The following is a 23,204-nucleotide window of genomic DNA, read 5'->3' as shown; positions in this document are numbered from 1 at the left end:
TCCGATTGTTGTTGTTTTGACGCATCGACGGTAGCACCGCAGTGGTCAATCGGAGATTAAGACTTAGGTCGTAGCAGGGCTTGCAGGCAGGACAAGAAAGGCTTTATCAAGACTGAATTGAGACCATCAAGCCATTGATTTCAATCAATTAAAGACTGAGAAAAATGAACCTGGATGAGGTCTGAAAATGCCCCCCCTACTTTGGTCTAGATAACGTCAAGAGTGCTTGCTTACCCGTGCATTTCACCCCTTGGCGAGGCTCAGGAGCATCAAGGCGACAGAAAAGAAAACCGGGGAAATCATAAAACGTCAACGCAAAGTCTCCCCTCTCCCCTTGCGTGGGAGAGGGGAAAGAGGAACGACAAGTCAGAAATGATTACTGCTTGCGCACAATCACACTGCCAATCGAATAGCCGGCACCAAAGGAACAGATGACTCCATGGCTGCCACTGGGCAGATCATCCTGATGTTTGTGGAAGGCGATGATCGAGCCGGCAGAGCTGGTATTGGCATGCTGATCAAGCACTACAGGCGCCTCCTTTTCATCCGGATCACGGCCGAGCAGCTTGCGTGCAATCAACATATTCATGTTCAGGTTGGCCTGGTGCAACCAGAAACGGCTGATATCGGTAACGGGCAGGTTATGCTCCTGCAGGTGCGTCCCGATCAGCTCGGCCACCATGGGACAGACATCCTTGAACACCTTGCGGCCCTGCTGAATAAACAGCTTGTCCGGTTGGCCAACACCCTCCGGCGCACAACGGTTGAGATAACCGAAGTTGTTGCGGATATTGTTGGAGAACTTGGTCAACAGCTTGGTACCCAGAATATCGAACTGGTGCCCGGATACAGCCAGATCGGCTCGCTCCAGCACCACTGCCGTACAGGCATCACCAAAGATAAAGTGGCTGTCACGGTCACGGAAATTCATGTGCCCGGTACAGATTTCCGGGTTAACCATGAGAATTGCACGCGCCTGACCCAACTGAATGTTGTTGGCCGCATTCTGGATACCAAAAGTCGCCGATGAACACGCCACGTTCATGTCATAACCGAAGCCATCGATGCCCAGCGCGTCCTGTACTTCGATGGCAATTGCCGGGTAGGCCCGTTGCAGGTTGGAACAGGCAACGATAACCCCGTCAATATCAGCGGCCGTGCGACCAGCCCGCTCCAGGGCCTGGGTAGCCGCCTTGACCGACATCTCACACAGGATCGACCATTCGTCATTGCTGCGCTCGGGGATATCCGGAACCATGCGCCGGGTATCCAGAATACCCTCCTTGTTGACCACGTAACGGCTCTTGATACCCGAAGCCTTTTCAATGAAATCGGTGCTCGAACCGGCCAGCGCAGTCATCTCGCCGCGCTCGATAGCGGCGGCATTGTCACGATTGAACTGTTCGACATAGGCGTTGAAACTGGCAACCAGTTCTTCATTGCTGATGCTGTTCGGGGGTGTATACAAACCCGTTCCGCTAATCACGACGTTGTGCACGGTCGGTCCTCTTCTCTGTTATCAGGGCGGTGCAAGGCCCGCACGCCTTGTACCTTGTTGTATTGTTGCCGCAGCCATTCCTGCACCAGGGGAAAATGGTCCACTGCTGCCTGTTGGTGGCCAAGCAGATCATTGTGGCCATAATTCCGTGAGCATCCACTGCCCTGTTCCAGTACTACTATTTGCGCATCATGCCGTCCCAGTTCGCGGGCAAAGGCCTTGACGTCCGCCACCGCACCCATGATCCGATCAGCCTTGCCGGTCAGATACAGCCCGGGCGGCCAATTCAGAGTCGCCAAAGCGTCAGCATAATCGAAACCATCGGTCAAATCACGCCATGCCCCACCTTGTAGCCAATCCAGAGCATCTGCCTGCAACTGACAGGACTCATTGCTGGTACCCGCACCCAGGGCAACAGCTGGCACATAACCCTTGATGCGCGAAAAACGGGTCACGACACCTTGCCACAGCCAGTTGATCACCAAACGCTTGCGCCAACTTGCAGCCACACTGGCTCGGCGGGTCGCGAAATGTACCAGACCGGCACTGTTGGCCAGCCATTGGGGCTGTCGAATCAACGCACTGGTCAACCATAAACCACCGACCCCATGCGCCAGACCCGCCCAGGCTTGCCCGGCATGCGATGCCGACAGCAGCTCGAACAAGGCCGGCAAGTCATTGCAAATCAGGGCGTTCTGAGTAATCACCAACCCCGGTTCAAGAGCAGGCGTGCTGTGCCCGTGGCCGCGCAAATCGGGCACATAAACGCTGTAGCCGGCAGCGGCCAGAAAAGGCGCCAACCCCAGACCATGTGACGGGTAGAAAACCCGCCCATCTTCCGCCAGCCCGTGCATCAGCAACAGCGGTGGGCCACTGGCCTCTGCGGTAGCGCTGAAACGCTGCACATGCAGCGTTTCGCCATCGGCGGTCGTGACCCGCATGGCGACACTGAGAATCCCGGACTGGTCGAAGGTTTCGTCAATCATCAGCCAATTGTAACCTGTTCATCGACCAATCTCCTGCCAGAGTTTGTTCAGTCGTTTGGCCGATACCGGCATACGCGTGCCCAATTGCTGGGCAAACAACGATACCCGGTATTCTTCCAGCATCCAGCGCCATTGCACCAGGCGCGAATCATGCCGCCCTTCCTGTCGATAACGTGCTGCGCGATCCTGATATTGCTGCCAGAGACCCTGCAACTCGTCGGTCCACACGCGATCACGCTGTGTTTGCCCGGCCAGCTTGTCCAGACGCTGCTGCAAGGCTGCAAAGTATCGCGGGTATTCATTCAACCATTCGGCGGGCACTTCCCGCACAAATCCGGGGTAAACCAGGTTGTCCAGCTGCTGTCTGACATCATTCAATGCCAACGCCCAGGAAAGGTCGATCTTGCCCTTCAAACGCTTCTGCACCTGATGCCAGTCTTTCAGCAACTGCAGAAGCTGGCTGCCAAGACGCTCGGCTGTCGCCACCCAATCACCCCGCCCTGCCTCGATACAGGCAGCCAGGGCATCAGGATCACGCGGCAACGGTTCCCCGGATGGCAAGCAGCAGCGATCAATGGCGGCCAGCATCAAGTCATCCAGCAATTGCTGCTGGCTACCCATCTCGCGGTAATAGATGGCAGCTTCCCTGGCCACACTGAGCTTTTGGCGCAAGTATCGCGCCTGCTCACTCAGGGCCTGCAGGATCAAACGTTGTACGCCAAGCCGGTGCGCTTGCTCTGCGGTCTCCGGCAGATCAAACAACTGCTCGACGACCTCTTCACCCTGCTCCACCCATGCTGGCCAGAAAGTCACGGAGATCCCGGCCTGCTGCTGAGTTATCTCAACCGGTAGCGCGTACGTACCCGGCTGGGCTTCTGGTTGACTCGGCGTTTCTGCCAATGGCCTGGCCGGTTCAATGGCCTGGCCCTCCAGCTGCTGACAAAGCGCGGTGTAATCTCGTCCGCTGGCAATCACCTGGCCCTTGCCATCGAGCACTTCCAGCCGCATCAGCAAGTGTGCCTCCAATGCCAGCTCTTGCCAGGCATCATCGTCAATCCGTGCACCGGTCATCCGCGTCAGCTCGCGTCCCAGGGTTGGCCCGAGCGGGCCTTCGCCAAAAGGCATGCGCTCCAGGGCGGCAGCCACAAAATCCGGAACCGGAACAAAATTCTTGCGCAGTGTTTTGGGCAAGGCCCTTACCATGGCCACGCATTTGTCGAACAGCAAACCCGGTACCAGCCAGTCCAGCCGCTGCTCCGGCAACTGCCGCAATAGTGCCGCTGGCACACGCAGGGTCACGCCATCAGCGGGATGGTTGGGCTCGAAATGGTAGCTCAACGGCAAGGCAACCTGTTGCCAGCGCCAGGAATCCGGGTACTGCTCTCCACTGACTTCGCTGGCTTCTCGCTGCAGCAGCTCATCCCGCGTCATGTGCAGCAATCCAGGTTCTTGCTGGCTGGTTTTTTTCAACCAGCGCTCAAAACTGGCCAACTGATAAATAGTGTCGGGTATGCGGGCATTGAAGTAGGTAAACAGGGCTTCATCATCCACCAGAATGTCACGCTTGCGCGCCTTGGCTTCCAGCTCGTTGAGCTCTGCCAGCAATGCCTGGTTGGCACGATTGAAAGCTGACTTGCCATGCCACTCACCCTCAACCAGAGCCCGGCGAATAAAAATGTCCCGCGCAGCGGTCGGGTCAATCGGACCAAAGTGCACCTTGCGCCGGGGCACAATGATCAACCCGAACAGACTGACCTGCTCAAAGGCTACCACCTGCCCACGTTTCTTTTCCCAATGGGGTTCACTGTGACTGGTCTTGCTCAAATGGCTTGCCAAAGGTTCGACCCAAAGCGGATCGATTTTCGCCGCCAGACGACCATACAAACGTCGTGTTTCAGTCAATTCGGCAACCATGATCCACGCCGGCTTTTTCTTTGCCAGGGCTGAAGACGGGTGCAGAAGAAAACGCCGCTGGCGAGCACCCATGTAGTCGCCATCTTCAGTCTTGTTGCCGAGATGACTGAGCAGGCCTGCGAGCAAGGCCTTGTGCACAGCCTCATCACTGGCAGGCTCGCGATTGCGCTCCAGACCCAGATCACGACAGGTCAGCAGCAGCTGGCGATGCGTCTCGCGCCACTCTCGCATACGCAAATAATTGATGAAGTTGCGCCGGCACCAGCTGCGCAGCTGATTCTGGCTCAAGTCCTGGCGCTGGGCTTCAAAACCACGCCACAGATTGAGAAAAGCGACAAAGTCGGACGCCTCGTCCTTCCACTGTGCATGCGCCTGATCGGCGGCTTGCTGGCGCTCCAGGGGACGCTCCCTTGGGTCCTGAACTGACAGCGCGCTGGCAATCACCAGCAATTCTTCCAGGCTGTTCAGCTCGGCCGCCGCAATCAGCATGCGTCCAATGCGAGGGTCGGTCGGCAAGCGAGCCAGTTGCCGACCTGTTGCAGTAATCTCGCCATCCTTGCTGACCGCTCCCAGCTCCTGCAACAGATTGAAGCCATCGCTGATCGCGCGGCCATCTGGCGGTTCGATAAAGGGAAAATCTTCAATACGGCCCAGACGCAAATGCAGCATCTGCAGAATCACCGCCGCGAGGTTGGTGCGCAGAATCTCCGGATCGGTAAACGCCGGCCGACGCTCGAAATCCTCTTCGCTGTACAGACGCACACAAAGGCCGTCTGCAACCCGACCACAACGCCCCTTGCGCTGATTGGCGCTGGCCTGAGACACCGGCTCGACCGGCAATCGCTGCACCTTGGAACGCGGGCTGTACCGGCTGATGCGCGCCTCGCCGGGATCAATCACATAGGCAATGCCGGGAACCGTCAGCGAGGTTTCCGCCACGTTGGTCGCCAGTACCACGCGTCGGCCGGCGTGGGACGAGAATATCTTCTGCTGCTCGGCCGATGACAGGCGCGCATACAGCGGCAGGATTTCGGTATGCCGCAGGTTGGCCTTGCGCAGGTAATCGGCGGTATCTCGAATTTCTCGCTCACCAGGCAAAAACACCAGGGCATCGCCAGGCGGCTTGTGGTTGGCACGTTCGTAAGCTTCCAGCTCGCGAATCGCCGCGACAATGCCCTGATCAATGCTCAGGTCTTCCTCCAGGGCATTGCCCTCTTCGTCCATCTCCGCCTGTAGCGGGCGATACCAGACATCCACCGGATAGGTGCGCCCGGACACTTCGATGATGGGGGCATTATCGAAATGCGCCGAAAAGCGCTCCAGGTCGATGGTTGCCGAGGTAATAATGACTTTGAGGTCGGGTCGCTTGGGCAGAATGGTCTTCAGGAAGCCAAGCAGAAAATCGATATTCAGGCTGCGCTCATGGGCCTCATCGATAATCAGGGTGTCATAACGATTGAGAAAGCGGTCATGCTGGGTTTCCGCAAGCAGAATACCGTCGGTCATCAGCTTGACCAGGGTGCGCTCGTTGCTTTGATGGCTGAAGCGCACCTGATAGCCCACCAGCTCGCCCAGGGGCGTGCCGATTTCCTCGGCAACCCGGCTGGCGACGCTTCTTGCCGCCAGCCGGCGTGGCTGGGTGTGACCGATCAGGCCATGCACCCCACGGCCCAACTCCAGGCAGATTTTTGGCAATTGGGTCGTCTTGCCTGACCCCGTTTCGCCGGCAATCACGATGACCTGATGCTCGCGAATCGCATCCATGATCTGTTCGCGCCTGGCGGCGATCGGCAACTGGTCGTCATAACGGATCGCCGGAACACTGGCTGCGCGCTGGCTGGCCAGGGCGCAGGAAGCCTGAAAACGCGCCAGCCACTTTTCCTTGCGCGCAGGGTCCGGGTGTTTACCCAGTGCATGCAGTTGCCGCCGCAGCGGATGACGGTCGGCACTCATGGCCAGTTCAAGATTATTGACGAGTTGCTGCTGGTCGCTCATGAATTCGCTATCTGTAGGCCCCAATCGGGCCAAATGAAAAAACCCCGCCCGGATAACCGGGCGGGGTCTATTGTCGCAGATTAGGCACAGGCGGTGTTAGCTGGCCTTTTTCCACTCTTCGTCACGCAGCTCACGACGCAGGATCTTGCCAACGTTGGTGGTTGGCAACTCACTGCGGAACTCGACAAACTTGGGTACCTTGTAAGCGGTCAGGTGTTCACGCATATGCGCCTTGATCTTGGCTTCATCCAGATCGGAGTCAGCGGTTTTGACCAGGAACACCTTGATCGCTTCACCGGATTTTTCATCCGGCACACCGACTGCAGCACATTGCACGACACCCGGAATCTTGGCCATTACATCTTCCAGTTCGTTCGGGAACACATTGAAGCCGGAGACCAGGATCATGTCCTTCTTGCGATCGACAATGCGCAAATAGCCGTCGGGCTGGATAATGGCGATATCACCCGTTTTCAACCAACCCTCTTTGTCGAGCATTTCATCGGTAGCTTCCTTGCGCTGCCAATAGCCCTTCATGATCTGCGGGCCTTTGACACACAACTCTCCGCGCTCACCCATCGGCATTTCATTGCCGTCATCATCGATCACCTTGCACAGGGTCGAAGGAACCGGAATGCCAATGGTGCCGAGCTGAATATTGTCGATCGGATTGACCGTGGCCAGCGGGCTGGTTTCGGTCATGCCGTAGCCTTCGCAAATCTTGCAACCGGTGACTTCTTCCCAGCGCTCGGCGGTGGCCCGCTGCAGTGCCATGCCTCCAGACAGGGTGACCTTGAACTTGCTGAAGTCCAGTTGACGGAAGGCTTCGTCATTGCACAAAGCAACAAACAGTGTATTAAGGCCGACAAAACCGGTGAACTGAACCTTGCTCAGCTCCTTGACGAAGGCCGGAATATCCCGCGGATTGGTGATCAGAACATTGTGGCCGCCGCTGATCATCATCGCCATGCAATGAAAAGTGAAGGCGTAGATGTGATAAAGCGGCAAGGGACAGATCAATACCTCTTCGCCGTCCTTGATGGTGTTGCCCATCATCGCCTTGGCCTGCAGCATGTTGGCGACCAGGTTGCGATGAGTCAGCATGGCGCCCTTGGCCACCCCGGTGGTACCGCCAGTGTATTGCAGAACAGCGATGTCATCAGCGTGTGGATGCGCTTCACGGAAACTGCATTGCTTGCCACGTTTAAGCGCATCGTTGAAGCGAATGGCTTTTTTCAGATGATACTCGGGCACCATTTTCTTCACGTGTTTGACCACGGTATTGACCAACAGGCGCTTGAGTGGCGGCAGCATGTCACCGACTTCGGTAACAATAACCTGCTGCACTTTGGTTTTTGGAACCACCTTTTCAGCCAGATGGGCCATATTGGCCAGACAGATCAGTGCCTTGGCACCAGAGTCATTGAACTGATGTTCCATCTCTGTGGCGGTATACAACGGGTTGGTGTTAACCACTACAAAGCCCGCACGCATGGCACCAAACACAGCAATCGGGTATTGCAAGACATTGGGCATCTGGATCGCGATACGATCACCTGGCTCCAGACCGGCGTGATTTTGCAGATAGCCGGCAAAATGACCGGACAATTCATACATCTCGCCGTAGGTGATGGTCTTGCCCAGGTTGGAAAAAGCCGGCTTGTCCGCGAACTTTTCGCAGGAATCCTTGAGTACGGCGAGAATATTGGGGTATTGGTCAGGATCAATTTCAGTTGGGATGCTGGCTGGGTATTTGTCAGCCCAGAAGTTGTCATTCATTGCTGCCCGCTCCTGAATACTGCCGGCCTGAAGGAGATTCAGGATCGGCTCAATTTCTTGAAGTTGTAGTAAACCAGTTCGCCACGCAAAAATGCGAACGAATTATTATTAATAGTCACAAAGCGAGCGAAGATTATCAGCTTTTATATGCACCGACCAGCCTGAGGTCAGCAGCAAAAAATCCGGGAATCGCGCCCACCCACCACCCAAAAGGGTGGCAGGCAAGCACAGTATGGAGGGTCAGCGTTTAGCTGTCACGCAACTCACGACGCAAAATCTTGCCGACCGGGGTCATCGGCAACTCATCGCGCAACTCGATTTTCCTTGGCACTTTGTAGCCGGTGAAGTTCTCGCGGCAGTATTCCTTCAGTTCTTCGACCGTCAGGCTCTTGTCGGAAGGAATGACAAACAGTTTGACGGCTTCACCGGATTTCTCATCGGGCACGCCGATGGCAGCAGCATTGGCTACTTTCGGGTGGGCAGACACCACGTCTTCGATTTCATTCGGGTAGACGTTGAAGCCGGAAACAATGATCAGATCCTTGATGCGGTCAACAATGCTGACGAAGCCGTCCTCATCGATAATGGCAACATCACCGGTCTTGAACCAGCCATCGTCGGTAATGCTTTCAGCTGTCGCTTCCGGACGGTTCCAGTAGCCTTTCATGACCTGCGGACCTTTGACACACAGCTCGCCGCGTTCTCCGATCGGCAGTTCATTGCCGTCTTCATCGATCACCTTGAGTGCCGTGCCCGGCACGGCCAGACCGACGCTGCCCAAGCGCGCCAGGCCATCGCCCGGGCTGGCGGAAACCACCGGCGAGCACTCGGTCAGACCATAGCCTTCGCCGACGGTGCAATCGGTGCGCGCTTTCCAGCGCTCGGCAGTAGCCTTGACCAGAGCAGTGCCACCGGAATTGGTGCTTTTCAGTTTCGAGAAATCGATCTGATCAAACTCGGGGTGATCCATCAAGGCAACAAACAGGGTGTTGAGACCAACAATCGAAGAAAACTGCCACTTCTTCAACTCTTTGATGAAGGCTGGAATATCGCGCGGATTGGTAATCAACACATTATGGTTACCCGCAATCATCATGCACATGCAGTTAACGGTGAAAGCATAGATGTGATACAGCGGCAACGGCGCAATGACCACCTCGCCCTCTTCACTCATGATCTTCTTGCCGTCCTTGTCAACCTGCTGCATGTTGGCGTAAACCTGCAGCATGTTGGCAACCAGGTTGCCATGGGTCAGCATGGCGCCTTTGGCAACACCCGTAGTACCGCCGGTGTATTGCAGCACGGCGATATCATCCAGATTCTTTTCCACGGCAGTCGGCTTCTTGCCATCACTCTGCTTCAGCGCGTCCTTGAAGCTGACAGCTTGTGGCAGATTGAAATCCGGCACCATCTTTTTGACTTTCTTCACCAGGGTATTGATCAGCCATCCCTTGAGCGGACTTTGCATGTCGCCCATGCGCACTTCGATCAAATGCTTGATCTCGGTATCGGGTAATACGTCTTCAACCAGGTGACCAAACACATTCATGTAGACCAGCGCCTTGGCACCGGCATCGGTAAACTGATGACGCATTTCCCGGGCGGTATACAGCGGATTGGTATTGACCACAATCAGGCCGGCACGCAAGGCACCGAACACGGCAATCGGAAACTGGATTACGTTGGGCATCTGTACTGCAATGCGGTCACCCGGCTGCAGGTCGGTTCTGGTTTGCAGATAGTGAGCAAAGGCAGCTGAATAGCGATCCAGCTCACCGTAGGTGATAGTAACGCCGAGATTGCTGAAGGCAGGACGATCAGCAAATTTGCTGGCTGCCGATTCAAAAACGTCAGGAATGTTTCTGTACTGATTGAAATCGACCTCATTGGGCACGCCCGGCGGCCGCTTGTCATTCCAGAATGCTGCTTCCATTATTCTTATCCTCTTTCCCCGTGATAAATGCGAGTGCTTGTTGTCAGATCGGCTCTATTTTGGCCAATTCATCGGCATTGTGTTGTTGTCGTATAGAATTCGGGAGATAAAATTAACAGGAATACCTGCAAATACAAAACCTTGTTCTGTTTCATTGATCCAATCAATAAGTCTGGGTGATCATGATCACGATCGTCAAGCCGGGAAGCCACCTCGGTAACCACTAGAATTCGCTCATCCATAACCAGGGAGTCGCTTGTGAGCCAACTCGTCAATACCCCTTATGCAGAACTGACCGAGGGCAGCCAGGCCCGCGTAACTCACCGGGTCACCGAGCTTGACCTGATCCTTTTTGCTGAAGTTTCCGGCGACGTCAACCCCGTTCACCTCGACGAAGATTTCGCCGCAGCCACCCCGTTCAAAGGCCGCATCGCCCACGGTATGTTTTCCGGCGCACTGATCTCCGCAGCAATCGCCTGCGAATTACCCGGTCCCGGGAGCATTTACATAGGCCAGGAGCTCAGCTTTATGCGCCCCGTAAAGCTGGGAGACGAGATTACCGTGGAACTGGAAGTACTGGAAAAACTGCCGAAGAACCGGGTCAGAATCGCAACCCGCGTGTTCAATCAGGATGGCAAGAAGGTGGTGGATGGCGTGGCAACGGTGATGGCACCCACAGAAAAAGTCAGCGTGCCGCGTCCACAACTGCCGGCAGTCAGGTTGGAGTAAAAGCCGCTGGAGGCTGGAGGCTGGAGGCTGGAGGCTGGAGGCTGGAGACTGATTGTCACCGAGTTCGCCGAAACCCTATCTGGTTTTACCTGGCTTCGGCGCACCTGACTATTTGGCTACCCGTTTGAAACAAGGTATTCCAGCTTCCAGCCTTGAGCATATAGTCCCCAGCAAGCTGGGGGGCTACTTGCTCAGGTAACGCATCCCCTCTTCCAGCCCTTCCAGCGTCAGCGGATACATCTTGTCGTCGATCAGCTCGCGCATCAGGCGGGTAGACGTCGTGTATTCCCAGGCATCCTTGGGGTAGGGATTGATCCAGATGAGCTTCTTGTATTTTTCCATAAAGCGGCGCATCCAGACGTGGCCAGCCTCTTCGTTCCAGTGCTCGACACTGCCGCCAGGCTGGGTAATCTCGTAGGGTGCCATGGCCGCATCACCCACGAAGATGACCTTGTAGTCCGGGCCATATTTGTGCAGCAGGTCAATGGTCGACGTTCGCTCACTGGTGCGGCGCAAATTGTTCTTCCAGACCGACTCGTAGATACAATTGTGGAAGTAGAAATACTCCAGGTGCTTGAATTCGGTTCGGCAGGCCGAGAAAAGCTCCTCGCAAACCTTGATGTGCGCATCCATGGAGCCGCCAATATCAAACAGCAGTAACAGCTTGACCGCGTTGCGCCGCTCCGGACGCATCTGGATATTCAACAAACCGGCATCGCGCGCAGTATGGTCAATAGTGCCGTCAATATCCAGCTCATCGGCTGCACCGGTACGGGCAAACTTGCGTAGTCGACGCAAGGCAACCTTGATATTGCGCGTGCCCAGCTCAACCTGATCATCCAGATTCTTGTATTCGCGCTTGTCCCACACCTTGGCCGCCCTGCCCTGGCGCTTGCCGGCATCGCCGACACGAATACCTTCAGGATTGTAGCCACCCGAACCAAAGGGGCTGGTACCGCCCGTACCAATCCACTTGTTACCGCCTTCGTGGCGCTCTTTCTGTTCGTCGAGACGTTTCTTGAACTCTTCGATCAGCTTGTCGAGCCCACCGAGCGAGTCGATCTTGGCTTTCTCTTCGTCCGTCAGCAGGCGCTCGAATTCCTTGCGCAACCAGTCTTCCGGAATCAGGGCTTCAATCAGATCGTCGAGGTTTTCCAGCCCCTTGAAGTAGGACCCGAAAGCGCGATCGAACTTGTCGAAGTGACGCTCGTCCTTGACCATGATGGCGCGCGACAGGTAGTAGAACTCTTCCATGTCAGCGAACACCACATGGTGTTTCAGCGCATTGATCAGATCCAGCAGCTCACGCACCGAGACCGGCACCCTGGCTGCACGCATTTCATTGAACAGGCCCAATAACATCGGGCACCCCCTCATTGATTCTATCGAGCTCAGACAACAACACCGATCATGACGGCGGTATTGCCTGACGCCTGCCCCAGACCGTCTGTGACCAGGGACGGTCACAGACGAGCTTACAGGGATGTACTTGCAGCGTGTCTGGGGCAGGCGTCAGGTAATACCGCCACACCAGAAGGCACTCCAGACCGATCAGCGGTTCTGACGACGGGTCATAAAGGCCAGGCGCTCGAGCAACTGCACATCCTGCTCGTTCTTGACCAGCGCACCGTACAGCGGTGGAATCGCTTTGGTCGGATCACGGTCACGCAGGATTTCTGCACCGATCTCATCGGCCATCAACAATTTCAACCAATCGACCAGCTCCGAGGTAGACGGCTTCTTCTTCAGACCCGGCACCTTGCGCACGTCAAAGAAGATATCCATCGCTTCGGAGACCAGGTCGTTCTTGATACCCGGGTAGTGCACGTCGACGATCTTCTGCATGGTCGCGCGCTCGGGGAAAGCGATGTAATGGAAGAAGCAACGACGCAAGAAAGCGTCCGGCAACTCTTTTTCGTTATTCGAGGTAATGATGATGATCGGGCGCTGCTTGGCCTTGATCGTCTCATTGGTCTCGTAAACGTAGAACTCCATCTTGTCGAGTTCCTGCAACAGGTCGTTGGGGAACTCGATGTCCGCCTTGTCGATTTCATCAATCAGCAAAATGGCGCGTTCTTCAGACTCAAAGGCCTCCCACAGCTTGCCCTTCTTGATGTAGTTGCGCACATCATGCACCTTGTCGACACCCAGCTGGGAGTCGCGCAGACGACTGACCGCATCATATTCGTACAGGCCCTGATGCGCCTTGGTGGTCGACTTGATGTGCCAGGTAATCAGTTTGGCGCCCATGGACTCGGCCAATTGCTCGGCCAACATGGTTTTACCGGTACCGGGTTCGCCCTTGACCAACAGCGGGCGTTGCAACGTAATAGCGGCGTTGACCGCCAGCTTCAGGTCGTCTGTAGCAACGTAGGAAGCCGTGCCTTCGAATTTCATGGTGCATCCTCGACTCAATCATGGGTCCGACGCCGCCAACTGCCGACGCCACAAATCAGCCGGTGACTATAACGCGGCACCGGGTATAGTGTGAACCGGGCTGACGTATTCAGTCACTGAATGGTCGTCCGCCGCACCTCTTCCGTCGCAGCGCCAGACTGGCTATGCTGCCGGCAACCCTGTTATTCAATTTGCCAAAGGCAGTCGTCCATGCCCAATTCCCCAACCGCTATCGCGCAATCCATTCTTGACGGTTTTGATCAGTATCGACGCCTGTTCCGCGACATCACCGAAGGGGCCCGCGCCCGCTTCGAGCTGGCCAAATGGGCCGATATTCAATCGGCATCAACGGCACGCATCAACCTCTACGGTGAACAGGTACGGCATACCGCGCAATGGTTGAAAGCCGATGCCGAGGAAAGCGGGATTCTCGACAGCAGTCGCTGGCCGGCCATTCGACTGGCCTATATCGACCTGATCAACGATCGTTTTGATGGCGAATTGGCGGAAACCTGGTACAACTCGATTTTCACCCGACTGCATCGCTATGACCAGATCAGCGATGAAACCATGTTCGTGCACAGTACTCGTCCAAGCACCCGCCCACCGTCACGCATTGCCCTGACTCGTGGATTCATCTCCGATGGTTCGCTGGAAGACCTGGTGCGCCAGATCATGCAGGAGTACGAGTTTGACGTTCCCTGGGCACAACCCGTGGAAGACCGCGCGCTGGTGGTCGACAAGTTACGCCAGGGGCTGCCTGACTGGGCACAGCAAGACCATGGCCTGACTGCCGAACTGGTGCAGTCGGTATTTTATCGCAACAAGGGTGCCTACCTGATTGGCCGCCTGCTCAGCCAGGGTGAGCAGTGGCCTTTTGTGCTGCCCCTGATACACCGTGAAAACCGGGGCGTTCTGGTCGATACCCTGGTCACCGACGAAGCCGAAGTGTCGATCATCTTCTCTTTCACTCGCTCCTACTTCATGGTCGACACCCCGGTACCGGGCGAACTGGTCGCCTTCCTGAAAAAACTGCTGCCCGGGAAGCACATCGCCGAGCTGTATACCGCTATCGGCTTTTACCGCCAGGGCAAGTCTGAATTTTACCGGGCACTGATCGAACACCTGGACAGTACCGATGACCAGTTCATCATGGCCCCGGGGGTCCGCGGCATGGTAATGAGCGTTTTCACCCTGCCCGGCTTCAACACCGTATTCAAGATCATCAAGGACAAGTTTGCGCCGTCGAAAAATGTCGACCGCGCCACCGTGATCGAAAAGTACCGCCTGGTAAAACGCCATGATCGGGTCGGGCGCATGGCTGACACGCAGGAATTTGCTGACTTTCGCTTCCCGCGGTCGAGCTTTGAGCCCGAATGCCTGCGTGAACTACTGGAGGTTGCTCCCACCACAGTGCGAGAAGAAGCCAATGACATCATTCTTATTCGCCACTGCTGGACCGAGCGCCGGATGACACCGTTGAACATCTACCTGGAAAGTGCCGGTGAAGAGCAGACCAGAGCGGCGCTGCAGGACTATGGTATGGCGATCAAGGAGCTGGCCGCGGCAAATATTTTCCCCGGCGACATGTTGTTGAAGAATTTCGGCGTTACCCGCCATGGCCGTGTGGTTTTCTACGACTATGATGAGATCAGTTATCTGACCGAAGTGAATTTCCGCAAGATCCCGGAAGCCATGTATCCGGAACAGGAAATGGCCTCCGAGCCCTGGTACTCGGTTGGCCCGAATGATGTATTCCCCGAGGAATTCCCGGTCTTCCTGTTTGCCGACATCAAGCAACGCCGGCTGTTCAGTCAGTTGCACGGCGACCTGTACGAAGCCGATTACTGGAAAAACCTGCAGGAGCAGATTGTTGCCGGCAAGGTGCTGGATGTGTACCCCTATCGCCGCTGATCTTCACGCCAGCCGGTGAATGGGCCGCAAAAAGCCGGGTCAAGAAAAAAAATGCAAAAATCCGACGAACGGAGTGCGATTTTCTCAATCTGTCGTATACTCAAGGACGTTTACTCGGCTTTTGTCGAGGTCGCATATGCTTGACACGACTTTGATTAAGGCGCAGAGTTAACGCGTAGGTTTTCAAGAGATAGAGTTGTAGGCTGCAAGCGCACTTTCTCGGTACGTATGTTTGTCATCTCGCAATCTTTGATTCCCACGCTTTAATTGAGCTTTGCTCATGTTTTTTAATTTCATAGGAATTATCCGAAATGGCAACTGGTACAGTTAAGTGGTTCAACGACACTAAAGGTTTTGGCTTCATTACTCCCGATGGCGGTGGTGACGATCTGTTCGCTCACTTCTCCGAAATCAAAGTACAGGGCTTCAAATCCCTGGCCGAGAACCAGAAAGTATCGTTTGACGTGACTACTGGCCCGAAGGGCAAGCAGGCTGCAAACATTCAGATCCTGGGCTAATACCCGAGACTGAAGAAAAACCCGGCTTGTGCCGGGTTTTTTTATGCCTTTTTTTACCGCAAGTCTCGCCTGATGCGCCGCAACATCGTACCCTATACCTTTGCCAATGCCGCCCGAACGGGTGATGCCAACTGCCAGAACAAGGGGTTGTTGAAGTGGAAAGTAGTCCAGCTCGCGGCGCAGACAATGCACTGCGCACCAAGATATTCCATGCTGCCGAAGCGATCGTCAGTGAACTGGGGGCATCTCAACTCAGCTTTGCCAGCCTGAGTGAACGAACCGGCATTGATGCCGAGCAACTTCAAGCCCTGTTTCCCGACCGCGACGCTCTGCTGACGGCAATGATCGAATACCGCCTCGAACGCTTTCGCATTCGCTGGAATGCCTACGAAAGTGTGCTGCCGGATGATCCGATGCGTGAGCTCAAAGCCCTGCTACTGAGCAACCTGAGCGAGTCCAGCGAAGAAAAGAATATGGACTCGGCCATCTTTGCGGCGGCGGCCAGCAATCCGGCCCTGTTGCAGACCTCATCGGATGACGTGCAGGGTCTGTTCGACATTCTGGCCAAGTCCCCGCTGGGCCTGGCGCAGGCCAGCATCCTGTTCTTCTCGGTGCGCGGCTATCGACTGTTCGAGCAGATCGGTATCTGCCCCATGGATGATCACCAGCGCACTGAATTTCAGGAACAGATAATGCGCCTGGCACGCACGCTGTACGAACAAAAGCTGGAACGCGACGAGTAATGCCCGCTGCGGAGGCTCAGGCTTCCGCCTGCTGCTGGCGCCACATGCGCCACCCTGTCCGCACACAGACAAACCCGCCCCAGGCAACCAACGCCAGCGCCAGCACCAGTGACATTTCACCCAGAACACGCGCCTGATTCTCCCCGGTATCGAGAAGGGTATCCAGTGCCAGAATGATACTGCCCGGTGCCATCCAGGCCTGTTCCGGGTCTGCCCGCACGGGGGTAAACAGCACCACTGCCATCATGACCCACAGCGGTTCACGCACAAACCACCAACTGATCCAGCGGGTCATCTGCCACCAGACGAGCCAGCCCAGCAGTGCCGCCACCAGATACACCGACCAGATCAATTGGTATTCGGCTTCGTTGAACATCTGCATCCATCCGCGCGTAGAATTAGCGGCCTATAATAGCCGTTTTGCTTCCGGAGTCCCACCAATGACCGATACCCGCACCCCGCACGATCCCTGGCAGTGGCTCGAGCAGCGTGACCACCCCGATGTCATTGCCTGGCTGGAAGCCGAGAACCGGCTCAGCGAGGCCTGGCTCAGCCAGCATCAGGATCAGCGCGAAGCATTGTTCCTTGAAATCCGTGGCCGAATCCGCGAAACCGACCTCTCGCTGCCTGCCTGCAAAGATGGTTGGCTCTACTACCAGCGCACCGAAGCCGGCGCCGAATACCCTCGCTATTTTCGTTGTCGCCAGCAGGGCGCGCAGGACCTGAGCATCGACACGGCTACCGAAGACTGCCTGCTGGACCTGAATGAACTGGCGGGTGACGGGTTTCTGCAACTGGGTGATATGGCTGTCAGCCCCGATCATCAGCAATTGGCCTACAGCCTGGACCGCCAGGGAGATGAAACTTACCAGCTGTTCCTGCTCGAGATCGCGACTGGCCAGGTACGCGAACTCGATCTGCCCCGGGCTGACGGCAGCCTCCTCTGGTCCAATGACAACCGAACCCTGTTCGCCATCAGCATGGATCACACTTCACGCCCGGCCACGCTCTGGCGCCTGGAGGACGGACAGCCAGCAGTAGAGATTTATCACGAAGCGGATCAGCGCTTCTACCTGCACGCCTACCGCAGCGCCTGCGAAAACTGGCTGTTTATCGCCAGCGACAGCAAGAACACCAGCGAAGTCCGCCTGCTACCCGCCAACTCGCCAACTGCACAGCCGCAGCTGGTCAGCCCGCGCAGTGAAGGGCATGAATACGATGTCGACCACGGCATGGGCAAATTATGGATTCGCAGCAATCAGAGTGGAGAGAACTTTGCTCTCTACTGCGCCGATCCGGCCCAGCCGCAACAATGGGTCTTGCATACCCCCTGCAGCTCAGAACACACACTGGAAGACTTTTACGTACAGCAGACAGGTCTGATCCTGCAGTACCGCGAGCAAGGGCTGGTATGCCTGCAGGTGCACAGCAACCAGAGCCGCTATCACGTCAGCATGCCGGACCCGGTATACAGCCTGCATCTGCAAGGGGGCGAAGACTATACCAGTCCCTGTGTACGCCTGCGTTATGAGTCCCTCAATCGTCCGGCACAGGTCCGTGCCCTCGAATTGGCCACTGGCGCGCAACAGGTACTGCGGGATACACCGGTAGAAGGCCCCTTCAATGCAGCGGATTACCGTGTTGAACGGCAGTGGGCGACCACTGCCGATGGTACCCGGGTGCCAATCAGCCTGATTGGCACAGTTGACAGCTTTCAGCAGGCCGCCCCGCTGTATCTCTATGGCTATGGTGCCTACGGTGCCAGCATGGATCCCTGGTTCTCGCATGCTCGCCTCAGTCTGTTGCAGCGCGGCTGGATCTACGCCATTGCCCATGTACGCGGCGGCGCTGACCTGGGTGAACACTGGTACCAAATGGGCAAACTGGAAAACAAGGAAAACACCTTCAGCGATTTTATTGCCTGTGCCGAACACTTGATTGCCAGCGGCCTGACCCGGCCAGACCTGCTGACTGTCAGCGGTGGCAGTGCCGGTGGTCTGTTGATCGGCAATGTGCTGAATCAACGACCGGAACTCTTTGCTGCTGCGGTAGCCGACGTCCCCTTCGTCGATGTCTGGAACACCATGAACAACCCCGACCTGCCACTGACCATTGGCGAGTATGAAGAATGGGGTGATCCGCGAGAGCCGGATGTAGCTGCACGCATCAAGGGCTATGCACCCTATGAGCAGGTCAAGCCACAGGCGTACCCGCCACTGCTGGTCACCGCTGGCTATCATGATGTGCGCGTACAGTACTGGGAAGCGGCCAAGTGGGTAGCGCGCTTGCGCAGCTGCAAAACCGATGACCAGCCCTTGTTACTGCGTACCCAGATGGATGCCGGACATGGCGGCGCCAGCGGGCGTTACCAGGCTATGCGGGAGGTCGCCGAAGAATACAGCTTCCTGTTGGCAGTTGTTTCAAACGGCCACTGATAAAAAAGGGCTGCCCCGAAACAAGGGCAGCCCTGAGGTACACCCTGTGCGACCTACTCTGCTTCAGGCGGCGTATCCGTGTGTTTGACGCGGAACCCCCGCTGCTCCAGCACCATATAGAACACCGGCACAAAGATCAGCGCCAGGGTACTGGCCGCAATCATGCCACCCACTACCACGGTACCAATTTCCTGCCGACTGACAGCCCCGGCACCGGTGCTGAACACTAGCGGCAAGGTACCGATGATGAACGTCAGCGCCGTCATCATGATAGCGCGGAAACGCTGCTCGGCAGCAGTCAGGGCCGCGTCGAAGGCACTCATGCCGTTTTTGCGGTTCTGCGCTGCAAACTCGACAATCAGAATCGCATTCTTGGCCGCCAGACCGATCAGGACCAACAGGCCGACCTGGAAATAGATATCGTTGGGGAAGCCACGCAGCATCGAGGCCACAACCGCACCGAAAACACCGAAGGGGATCGCCGTCGCAACCGCCAGCGGCAAGCTCCAGCGTTCGTATTGTGCGGCCAGAATCAGAAATACCATCAGTATTCCAAGACCAAAAGCCAGCCCACCGGCATCGCCGGCTGCAACCAACTGATAGGCTTCACCAACCCAACCCAACTGGGCGTTGTCAGCCAGGTGTTCCCGCTCGATCTCCATCAGCACGCGCATCACATCGGCCGAATTGTAGCCTGGCGAAGGGTCGGCATTGATCTTGGCCGCCTGGTAGAGATTAAAGCGGGCGGCCAGGTCGGGGCCCTGAGTCAGGGTCAGTTTGACCACGGAACTCAACGGAACCAACTCACCACTGGATGCCCGCACAAAGACCCGGCGCAAATCTTCCGGGCTGCTGCGGAACTCACCTTCAGACTGCAGGTTGACCTGCCAGTTGCGCCCAAGCAGGGTGAAATCATTGACGTACTGGGAACCGAAAGTACTGCGCATGGTAGTAAAGATCTCGTTGATCGCTATCCCCATGGCCTTGGCTTTGTCCCAGTCCACTTCCGCCTGATAGCGCGGAATACCGATATCCAGGCCGACTCTGACGTTAGTCAGCTCCGGACGTTCCCGTGCGGCTGCCTCCAGAGCGTCGGTTTGCGCCTTGAGCTCGCTGACGCTACTGCTACCGCGCAGCTGCAGGTAGCCTTCCACCCCGCCAGTCAGCGACAGCCCGTTGATCGGTGGCGGTACAAAAGCCATCACATTGGCTTCTTGCATATCCGCGCCCATGGCAAACAACCGCCCGGCAATGGCCTGTGCACTCTGCTCCGGTCGTGGGCGCTCATCCCAGTCACGCAGACTGATGAACCCGGCACCCATATTGGTGCGCAAACCGCTGTTGAGGATGTCAAACCCGGCAAAATTGGTGAAGTCGGTCACATCCTCCATTTCGAGCACTCGCCGACTCATCTCGTCACGTACCTGCTCCGTACGTGCCAGGGATGACACGGCAGGCAGCTGTATGACGGCAAGCAGAAAACCCTGATCTTCCTGCGGCACCAGGCCGCTACCCATACGATCAAGCAAAAATACCGTACTGCCGATCAACAACAGGAAAAGCACCAGGCTGACTTTGGCATGCATGAGCATCCAGCGCACAGCAGCAATGAATTTGCCGGTGGTCCAGTCCAGGCTGTTGTTGAACCAGGCAAACCAGGGCGAATGCTCTGTCTGTTTGCGGTCAAGCAGAAGTGCACACATTGCCGGCGTCAGAGTCAAGGCGACAATCCCGGAAATGGCCACGGATACGGCAATGGTAATCGCGAATTGCCGATAGAGCTCACCGCTGAGGCCACCGAGGAAAGCCACCGGGGCAAATACCGCAACCAGTACCAGGGTTGACCCGAGGACTGCGCCCGACACCTGACGCATGGTCTTGCTCGCAGCCTGATAGCTGGAAAGCCCCTCCTCCTTGATCAGGCGCTCGGCGTTTTCCATCACGATAATGGCATTATCCACCACGACACCGATGGCCAGAATCAGACCAAACAGAGTGAGCAGGTTGATCGAGAATCCGAGCAACAGCATTCCGGCAAAGGTACCGATCAAGGACACCGGGATCGCCACCAGCGGAATCAGCGTCGCTTTCATGTGCTGCAGGAACAGGAAGGTCACCAGTACGACCAGCGCCAGCGCCTGAATCAATGTAATCACGACTTCACGGATCGAGACTTCAATAAATACCGTGGTGTCATAGGGAACATCAAAGCGCAGATCCGAAGGGAAGCGTTCGGACATGTCCTGCATGGCAGCGCGCACATTGGTTGCCGTTTCCAGGGCATTGGCGCCCGGTTGCAGGTAAACCCCGATCGGCACGGCCGTGGTGCCATTGTAGGTGGCACTGAAATCGTAGTTCTGCGCACCCAGTTCGGCGCGCGCAACATCCCCCAGGCGCAGGGTGCGGCCTGCCTCATCGCTGCGCAGAATGATGCGCTCGAAGTCCTCCGGAGTAGTCATGCGACCGGGAGTGGATACGCTATAGGTGAAAGCCGTGCCCGGTGGCGAAGGTTCGGCGCCGATGCGGCCAGCGGCAAACTGCGCGTTCTGCTCCCGCAGCGCTGCCGTTACTTCCGCCGGGGTCATGTCGTATTCAGCCAGTTTGTCCGGACGCAACCAGATGCGCATGGAATAATCCTGGGCACCGAACAGGGAAGCATCCCCCACCCCAGGCAAACGTACCAGCTCATCCAGAACATTGAGCAGACCGTAATTGCTGATATCCAGCACATCCATGGCGCCATTTTCCGACGATAATGCCAACACCATCAGCATTGAAGTGGAACGGGCACGCACCTGAACGCCAAGATCCCGCACCGCTGCCGGCAACTGGGCAACAGCACGCTGTACCCGGTTATTGACATCAATGGTCGCCTGGTCCGGATCGGTTCCGATCTCGAAAAACACGGTCAGCTGCAAGGAACCGGCATCCGAGGCAATCGAACTCATGTAGATCATATCGTCGACGCCGTTGATCGCCTGCTCCAGTGGCGCTGCCACCGTATCCGAAATTACATCGGCGCTGGCACCCGGATAATTGGCGTTCACTACGATCTGCGGAGGAACCACATCAGGGTATTGCTCCACTGGCAGTTGATACAGTGATGAGCCACCGGCAATCAGAATCAGAATCGACAGGACCGTGGAAAAGATCGGTCGATCAATAAAGAATTGCAGCATTACTGATCCCCTTCCAGCACCGGTGTGTCATCAACCACGCGAACCGGGGCGCCCGGGAACAGCCCGGCATGGCCATTGATCACCAGCTGGTCACCCACGTCCAGCCCGGAACGCACCAGACGCTTGCCGGCGACGATCGGCCCCAGTTCAACCTGTCGCAACTCAGCCTTGAGCTCCTCATTGACAACAAACACTGTCGGACCATGCTGGTTGCCACCAACCGCATCAACGGGGACAAAAAGCGCATCGGTAAAACGCTGGATAACCAGACGAATACGCGCAAACTGACCGGGAATCAGAATATTGTCGGGATTGTCGAAAATGGCTCGCATGGTGACCGTGCCGGTCGCGGCATCAATGCTGCTGGCGGTGAAGTCGATGCGGCCGGTGCGCGCATATTCGTTGTCATCAACCATTAACAGGCGAACCTCACGGCCAATCCCGTTTTCCTCGCTTTGCGCCTGGCGCAGCAAGGCCATATCGCGCTCAGGCAAAGCAAAAAGTACTTGTACCGGATCCTGTTGCACGATGGTTGTCACCAGGCCGCCCAGCTCCAGCAGACTGCCTTGCGGCTGAACTTCCAGGCTGGTTACCCCGGAGATGGGCGCTTTGACTTCGGTATAGGAAAGATTGAGTTCGGCTTCGTCCAGTTCGGCCTCGGCCTCGGCCAGTCCTGCCAACGCAAAATCCAGCTGACTGCGCGCACGATCACGCTCACTGGCACTCAATGCACCCCGCTCAAACAGCTGATTGGCACGCGCCCAATCCCGCTGAGCCTGATCACGCTCGGCCCGGGCATTCGCCACCGCCGCCTGGGCCTGCTTCACCTGTACATTGAACGGCGCCGGATCGATCTGGAACAACACATCGCCGCGCTCGACCCGGCTACCTTCGTTGTAGGTCCGGGCCTTGAGAACGCCGGCCACCAGTGTGCGCACCTGTACTTCTCGCGCACCCCGCACTCGCCCCGGGTACTCTTCCACCCGTTCCAGCGTAGTCGGCTCCAGCGTCTCCAGCGTTACCGCGCTGGGGGGCATTTCCCGCCCACCCGCAGAGGGCTCATCGCCATTGCCACAACCCACCAGCAGCAGCGACAGACAGGCGGTCATCAACCACTGGGGGCGCAAGGCCCGGTAACCCAAGGAGCGTGCCATGTAAAAAATCCTCTGCTTCAAAACAAACCG

Annotated in this window: 15 protein-coding genes; 5 read left to right on the top strand and 10 right to left on the bottom strand. The window is 56.7% G+C overall.

What is annotated here, in order from left to right; translation table 11 throughout:
- Positions 1 to 376: 376 nt before the first annotated feature.
- The 5 genes from BLU07_RS05010 to fadD2 all read right to left on the bottom strand — a co-directional run bounded on the left by BLU07_RS05010 (position 377) and on the right by fadD2 (position 10,105).
- Positions 377 to 1,498, bottom strand: coding sequence for a beta-ketoacyl-ACP synthase III (locus BLU07_RS05010; RefSeq protein WP_092384759.1), 1,122 nt, complete (start codon positions 1,496 to 1,498; stop codon positions 377 to 379).
- Positions 1,483 to 2,484, bottom strand: a complete 1,002-nt coding sequence (locus BLU07_RS05005; RefSeq protein WP_092384757.1) for an alpha/beta fold hydrolase — start codon at positions 2,482 to 2,484, stop codon at positions 1,483 to 1,485. Before BLU07_RS05005 ends, BLU07_RS05010 begins: the two co-directional genes overlap by 16 nt.
- An 18-nt stretch (positions 2,485 to 2,502) precedes the next feature.
- Positions 2,503 to 6,393, bottom strand: a complete 3,891-nt coding sequence (hrpA, locus tag BLU07_RS05000; protein ID WP_092384755.1) for an ATP-dependent RNA helicase HrpA — start codon at positions 6,391 to 6,393, stop codon at positions 2,503 to 2,505.
- A gap of 96 nt (positions 6,394 to 6,489) precedes the next feature.
- Entirely contained in the window at positions 6,490 to 8,172 is a 1,683-nt protein-coding gene (gene fadD1, locus BLU07_RS04995) for a long-chain-fatty-acid--CoA ligase FadD1 (RefSeq protein WP_092384753.1), read from the bottom strand.
- Between the two features lie 247 nt (positions 8,173 to 8,419).
- Positions 8,420 to 10,105 (bottom strand): long-chain-fatty-acid--CoA ligase FadD2, encoded by a 1,686-nt coding sequence (gene fadD2, locus BLU07_RS04990; protein WP_092384751.1) that lies wholly within the window; start codon positions 10,103 to 10,105, stop codon positions 8,420 to 8,422.
- Positions 10,106 to 10,363: 258 nt separating this feature from the next.
- Here fadD2 and BLU07_RS04985 point away from each other — a divergent pair, with 258 nt between their 5' ends.
- Positions 10,364 to 10,834: a MaoC family dehydratase gene (locus tag BLU07_RS04985; protein WP_092384749.1), complete on the top strand. Its 471-nt coding sequence runs from the start codon at positions 10,364 to 10,366 to the stop codon at positions 10,832 to 10,834.
- A 183-nt stretch (positions 10,835 to 11,017) separates the two neighbouring features.
- Here BLU07_RS04985 and BLU07_RS04980 read toward each other — a convergent pair whose 3' ends face one another.
- Together BLU07_RS04980 and BLU07_RS04975 are read right to left on the bottom strand one after the other, a co-directional pair.
- Positions 11,018 to 12,196: a vWA domain-containing protein gene (locus tag BLU07_RS04980; protein ID WP_092384747.1), complete on the bottom strand. Its 1,179-nt coding sequence runs from the start codon at positions 12,194 to 12,196 to the stop codon at positions 11,018 to 11,020.
- 189 nt (positions 12,197 to 12,385) lie between these two features.
- Positions 12,386 to 13,231, bottom strand: coding sequence for an AAA family ATPase (locus BLU07_RS04975; RefSeq protein ID WP_092384745.1), 846 nt, complete (start codon positions 13,229 to 13,231; stop codon positions 12,386 to 12,388).
- A 210-nt stretch (positions 13,232 to 13,441) separates the two neighbouring features.
- Here BLU07_RS04975 and aceK point away from each other — a divergent pair, with 210 nt between their 5' ends.
- The 3 genes from aceK to BLU07_RS04960 all read left to right on the top strand — a co-directional run bounded on the left by aceK (position 13,442) and on the right by BLU07_RS04960 (position 16,406).
- Positions 13,442 to 15,145 (top strand): bifunctional isocitrate dehydrogenase kinase/phosphatase, encoded by a 1,704-nt coding sequence (gene aceK / locus BLU07_RS04970; RefSeq protein ID WP_092384743.1) that lies wholly within the window; start codon positions 13,442 to 13,444, stop codon positions 15,143 to 15,145.
- A gap of 311 nt (positions 15,146 to 15,456) precedes the next feature.
- Entirely contained in the window at positions 15,457 to 15,663 is a 207-nt protein-coding gene (locus tag BLU07_RS04965) for a cold-shock protein (RefSeq protein ID WP_092384741.1), read from the top strand.
- Positions 15,664 to 15,818: 155 nt separating this feature from the next.
- Complete coding sequence (locus tag BLU07_RS04960; RefSeq protein ID WP_092384739.1) at positions 15,819 to 16,406, top strand: TetR/AcrR family transcriptional regulator; 588 nt, start codon at positions 15,819 to 15,821, stop codon at positions 16,404 to 16,406.
- Between the two features lie 16 nt (positions 16,407 to 16,422).
- On the opposite strand, the gene BLU07_RS04955 is transcribed toward BLU07_RS04960, so the two are convergent.
- Positions 16,423 to 16,782, bottom strand: a complete 360-nt coding sequence (locus BLU07_RS04955; RefSeq protein ID WP_092384737.1) for a hypothetical protein — start codon at positions 16,780 to 16,782, stop codon at positions 16,423 to 16,425.
- A gap of 64 nt (positions 16,783 to 16,846) precedes the next feature.
- On the opposite strand from BLU07_RS04955, the gene BLU07_RS04950 reads away from it, so the two are divergent.
- Positions 16,847 to 18,841: a S9 family peptidase gene (locus BLU07_RS04950; protein WP_092384735.1), complete on the top strand. Its 1,995-nt coding sequence runs from the start codon at positions 16,847 to 16,849 to the stop codon at positions 18,839 to 18,841.
- Positions 18,842 to 18,894: 53 nt separating this feature from the next.
- Here the strand turns inward: BLU07_RS04950 and BLU07_RS04945 are convergent, their stop codons facing one another.
- Both BLU07_RS04945 and BLU07_RS04940 read right to left on the bottom strand, forming a co-directional pair.
- Positions 18,895 to 22,020 carry an efflux RND transporter permease subunit gene (locus tag BLU07_RS04945; protein ID WP_092384733.1) on the bottom strand — a complete coding sequence of 1,042 codons (3,126 nt, stop codon included), beginning with the start codon at positions 22,018 to 22,020 and terminating at the stop codon, positions 18,895 to 18,897.
- On the bottom strand, positions 22,020 to 23,174 hold the full coding sequence (locus BLU07_RS04940) for an efflux RND transporter periplasmic adaptor subunit (RefSeq protein ID WP_092384731.1): 1,155 nt from the start codon (positions 23,172 to 23,174) through the stop codon (positions 22,020 to 22,022). The genes BLU07_RS04945 and BLU07_RS04940 overlap by 1 nt, the downstream gene beginning before the upstream one ends.
- Between the last annotated feature and the right edge of the window lie 30 nt (positions 23,175 to 23,204).

This window comes from Halopseudomonas salegens, from assembly GCF_900105655.1.
Taxonomy (GTDB): Bacteria; Pseudomonadota; Gammaproteobacteria; order Pseudomonadales; family Pseudomonadaceae; genus Halopseudomonas; species Halopseudomonas salegens.
Note: the sequence above shows the minus strand (reverse complement) of the source record. Positions and strands in the feature narration are given on the sequence as shown.